The sequence below is a fragment of the Brachyspira pilosicoli genome, from assembly GCF_019402445.1.
Lineage (GTDB): Bacteria > Spirochaetota > Brachyspiria > Brachyspirales > Brachyspiraceae > Brachyspira > Brachyspira pilosicoli_B.
Window position 1 is genome coordinate 1 of the sequence record NZ_SRZM01000293.1, and the last position, 5,084, is coordinate 5,084.

Consider the following 5,084-nt stretch of genomic DNA (forward strand, 5'->3'; position numbering starts at 1 on the left):
GCTTTTTATAATTGAGCTTTAAAATAAATATAAATTATATTTTAGTTTATTCTATAAAACTTAAAGAGCAGGAATTCTAATAAAACAAAAAAAAGAAGAAACCCTATTATTAAGAGCTTCTTCTTTTTCATTAATACTTGATTAAAATTATTCTTTTATAAACTTCTTGAAATTAGCTACTTTTTCTTTAGCTATATTTACTCTCTTATCTTTGCTTTCTTTTACACAAACTTCAAAATAGAACTTTATTTTTGGTTCAGTACCAGAAGGTCTTACTGTAATTTTAGTTTTATCAGCAAGTATATACTGAAGAACATTAGATTTAGGTAAAGCAATATCTTTTATTTTTTTGCCGCTGTTGTCATAAACTTCTTTTTTCTCATAATCGCTTATGCTTACAACTTCAACACCAGAAATCTCTTTAGGCAAATTATTTCTATAATAAGTCATTAAATCAGCTATAGCCTTAGCTCCGTCAGCACCTTTTTTAATGATAGATATAGTCTCTTCATAGAAGTATCCATATTTTTCGTAAATGCTCTCTAAATAGTCAGCCAATGTCATATTATTGTCTTTGCAATAAGCAAGCACTTCAGCAAGCATCAAACAAGAACTAACACCATCTTTATCGCGTACATTTGAGTTAATACAGTATCCAAAGCTCTCTTCAAAACCAAATAAATATGTACCTTCTTTTGTTCTTTCTATAATATCAGCAATCCATTTAAAACCAGTAAGTACATCATAAAGTTTAACATTATTAGCATCAGCAATAGCCCTAGCAAGCTCAGTAGTTACTATAGTTTTTACTATATAAGGGTCTTTAACATTCTTTTTATTTGTTATAAGATAATAAGAAATAATAGAGCCTATTTGATTTCCAGTAAGATACATATAGCTCCCATCTTTAGTAAGTAAAGCACAGCCCATTCTATCACAGTCAGGGTCAGTACCCATAACAAGTTCAGCACCTATCTCTTTAGCCTTATTAACAGCTATCTCTAATGCTTCTGGATTTTCTGGGTTAGGTGATTCAACAGTAGGAAAATTACCATTAGGAGGCTGAGCACCCTCTAAAGTTGTTAAATTAGTAAATCCTGCCTTTCTTAAAGCCATAGGAACCATTTTATAACCAGAACCATGAATAGGAGTGTAAACTATTTTTATATCATGATGTTTTTTTATGATATCAGGATTAACTAAATAACCCATTAAATCATTCATATATTTATCTTCAATATCTTTTCCTATAAGAGTAACTCTTGAAGCATCTCCCATTTTTACCTCTTCAGGCTTCACTTTTAATACTTCTTCTATTATATTTTTATCATGAGGAGGAATAACTTGAGCACCATCAGTCCAATAAACTTTATAACCATTATATTCTTTAGGGTTATGGCTAGCAGTAACAACAATTCCAGCGATACATCCTAAACTTCTAACAGCATAAGAAAGAAGTGATATAGGGTGAATATCATCATATAAATAAACGCTTATACCATTTGAAGAAAGTATCTCAGCAGCAGCCTTAGAAAATACATCAGAATTGTTTCTTGAATCATAACCTATAGCAACTTTATAATTGCCACCACCTTGTTTAAGTATATAGTTAGCTAAACCTTGTGTAGCAACACCAACAGTATATTTATTCATTCTGTTAGTACCAACACCCATTATGCCTCTTAAACCACCTGTACCAAACTCTAAATCTCTATAAAAAGCATCTGTTAATTCTTTTTCATTACCAGAATCTAATAATGCCTTAATCTCTTTTTTTGTCTCTTCATCATAAGAGCCATTAAGCCAAGAATTAATTCTATCTTGTACATTTTTTTCCATAAGTTGTCACACCTCTAAATTGTTTTTCTAATTTTAATATTATATATTTAAAGTATATTATATAAAAAGCATATAATCAAGTAAAATGTTTAATATTATTTATATAAAAAAGAGAACTTATAAATATTCTAAGTTCTCTGTTATCTTTATATTTTTTAATTGGTAGGCATAGACTGTTTATATTTTATTTTATCAGTCCAATCATATTTTAAGAATTCGTTCCATTTATCTTTAATTGTTGAATCTACTGGCTCTTCTACATTAGGCAAATATAAATTTTGAGGCATAGAATTATCAAATATATTACCAAACCAAGTTACAGCATCAGGGTTTGTACCTAAATACTCAACATCTGATAATGAAATACAATCTGTAAATATCTCTGCTATTCCTGATTCTCCTAATACTTCTAAACTGCTAGGAAATGATATACTTGAAAGTGAAGAACAACCATAAAAAGCATAACTATTAATGGATTTAAGTTTATTATTCAAATTTACCTTTTTTAATTTTTCACATCCATCAAAAACAAATTGTTTTATAACTTCTACATTTGATGGTAAAGCTATTTCTTCTAATGATATACAATAAGCAAAAACATTATTCTCAATAGTTAATAATACATCAGGAAGTACTACTTTACTTAATTTATCACAACTATTAAAAACTTGTTCATTTAATATAGTTATTTTTGTTTCTTTTAAATTAACTTCTTCTAAACTCGTGCAACTTAAAAATGCCCCATTTCCTATTTTTATCAAAGAAGGAGGGAAATTAATTGATATTAACTTTTTAGAATCTGCAAAAGCATTATTGCCTATAGTAGTTAAAGTATCTGGAAGTTTTACAGAATATAAATATTTATTTCCATAAAATGAATTATCAACTATTTCTGTAATGGTAGTTGCACTTAAATCTAATGATACACCTTCAGTATAGGCATTTTTATTTATAACTGTATTAATTTTTTCTATAGTCTTATTTTGTTTTATATCTTCTTCACTTCCTTCAACAAAAGCTAGATATTCTTTATTTTTTTCATAATATTTTTGAATTTTATTTTGTATTTCTTCTTCGGTATCAGTAGCTAATATAATAAACTCAGAGTCAGGTTTTGGATCAGGATTGGGGTCTGGTTTTTCATCTATAATAGGAGAATCTGGTTCTTCTGGTGGAGTGCCCATAGAATCTAAAGTAGGACGTGTTACAGCTCTTCTACAAGATATAACTAAAATAAATATTATAAATAAATATATTGCCTTCTTAAACATAAAACCCCCTATCATATAAAACCAACATAATATAACTTAGTAATTTATTTTATATAAATATTTTTTAAAAATATAATAAAAATAAAATAAAAACATAGTATTTTTATTGATTTTTTTTGTTCTATATTGTATTATTAAGAGCAATAATATGTATATACTTCTATGATTTTAATATATTAATAAAGTGATAGCCCTATAATTTTTATAGGGCTAATTATTTGCCTTTCTTATTTGAAGTTCTTGTATTCTTTTTTAATAACTTTTTATTACTTTTTTGTGCTGGTTTTAATTTCTTTTCTTTAACAGAAACAGATTTTTTTGAAGTTATTTTTTTATTAGTAGTTTTTTTGGAAGCTAATCTTTTTTTCTTAGGTTTAGCCTTAGCCCATTTAGACTTATCATGCTGTTTTTTCTCTTCTTTTTTTATTTCTTTTTCACTATCTTTTAAGAACTCTTCTTCATTAAACTCTTCATCATTTTCAATAGAATTAATAGTATTATTAGAAAATAAATACTCTATCTCTTTTAGCTTTTTATCTTTTTGCTTAAAGAAAAACTCTATCTCTTTTTTAGTTAAATCCCTAATATGCCCAGCCTCTAAAGTACCAGATATATCATCATATTTGCTCACACACCCAACAGATATTCTCTCTAAATCTATAACTTTATAACCTAAATAATCAAATATCTTTCTTATTTCTCTGTTTTTACCTTCGTTTATGGTAAGACGAATTTTACTTTGCACTCTTCCTTTTGAAAGAATTTTAAATTTAAATGGAGAATATGTAACATTTTTTATAGTAATACCGCCACTAGCCTTTAATAAAGCCTCAGAATCTATTTTGCCATTAACGGTAACATCATAAACCTTTAATATCTCATAAGAAGGGTGCGTAATAATATTAGCAAACTCTCCATCATTTGTAATAATCATAATTCCTCTAGATTCAGAGTCAAGCCTTCCAGCATAAAAAAGCCTCTCTTTTATACCCTTAAAAAACTCTGTAATAATTCTTCTTCCAGGTAAATATTTAGTAGTGCTTACAACCCCCAAAGGTTTATATAAAGCCATATACCTTTTAGTTTGTCTTTCTATAATATTTCTATCTATTGAAACAGAATCACTTTCTTTAACCCTATAAGCAGGGTCTAATATCACCTGATTATTTACTCTCACCCTTCCAGACATTATAGCCTTCTCGCAATTTCTTCTGCTTGCAAAACCAGATTCTAATATAACTTTAACAAGTCTAGTATTTTCTTTGTTTATCTTATTATCCATTTTTACTCTCTAATTTTATATGTATTGGGTTTTTTATTTGATTAATAATAGCGAATATATATAAAAACATAATATAAAAAAGCTCCGCTTTAGCCGTATGCGACATAAATGCACCTAACTTTATAGTTAGGTGGGCTCTTCAGAAACATGACCTTGATTTCTCTATACCATATCGCGATAATGGCGAGCCTATCATTGATGCTTCGCTCCAGATCCCGTTAGCATTAAATTATAGTGGTGCAAGAATGTCATCGCTTCACGTACTAAGCAGAGTGATATTAATATAAAGTCTTTTTTATTATTTGTCAATAGTATGTATTTTTAAATAAGTTATACTATTTTTTAATAATTATTTTCTCATAACAGATTCTTTCACATCTTTAATAACAGCATCTGTAATATCAAAATTTCTATCTGCATAAAGAATAGCATACTCAGTTCTTTCAAGTATTAAAGTATATCCCTCTTTTTTTACAATACCAATAAGTGATGCAGCAACCTGTCTTTTAACTTGTCCTCTTAAAGAATTATCTCTAGGGTTAGTATTTATTTCTGTATTATTAGTTTCTGCTGCCATATCTCTATTATTTTGCTCTTCCATTTTTAATTTTAAATTCTCAACAAAAACTTCATCTTTAGTAACTTCTTTTACAACTCTATCTAAATCAACATAACCAACTTTAGTAAGCCTA

4 protein-coding genes are annotated in these 5,084 nt (G+C 27.7%); all 4 read right to left on the bottom strand.

All coding sequences use genetic code 11. The features are described from left to right. Positions 1-147: 147 nt before the first annotated feature. Complete coding sequence (locus E6A48_RS09335) at positions 148-1,839, bottom strand: phospho-sugar mutase (protein ID WP_219709950.1); 1,692 nt, start codon at positions 1,837-1,839, stop codon at positions 148-150. 155 nt (positions 1,840-1,994) lie between these two features. After that, positions 1,995-3,110, bottom strand: coding sequence for a leucine-rich repeat domain-containing protein (locus E6A48_RS09340; RefSeq protein ID WP_219709951.1), 1,116 nt, complete (start codon positions 3,108-3,110; stop codon positions 1,995-1,997). A gap of 214 nt (positions 3,111-3,324) precedes the next feature. Next, positions 3,325-4,392 (bottom strand): pseudouridine synthase, encoded by a 1,068-nt coding sequence (locus E6A48_RS09345; RefSeq protein ID WP_219709952.1) that lies wholly within the window; start codon positions 4,390-4,392, stop codon positions 3,325-3,327. A gap of 349 nt (positions 4,393-4,741) precedes the next feature. Beyond that, the coding region (locus E6A48_RS09350) for an OmpH family outer membrane protein (protein ID WP_219709953.1) at positions 4,742-5,084 on the bottom strand (343 nt) is incomplete at its 5' end.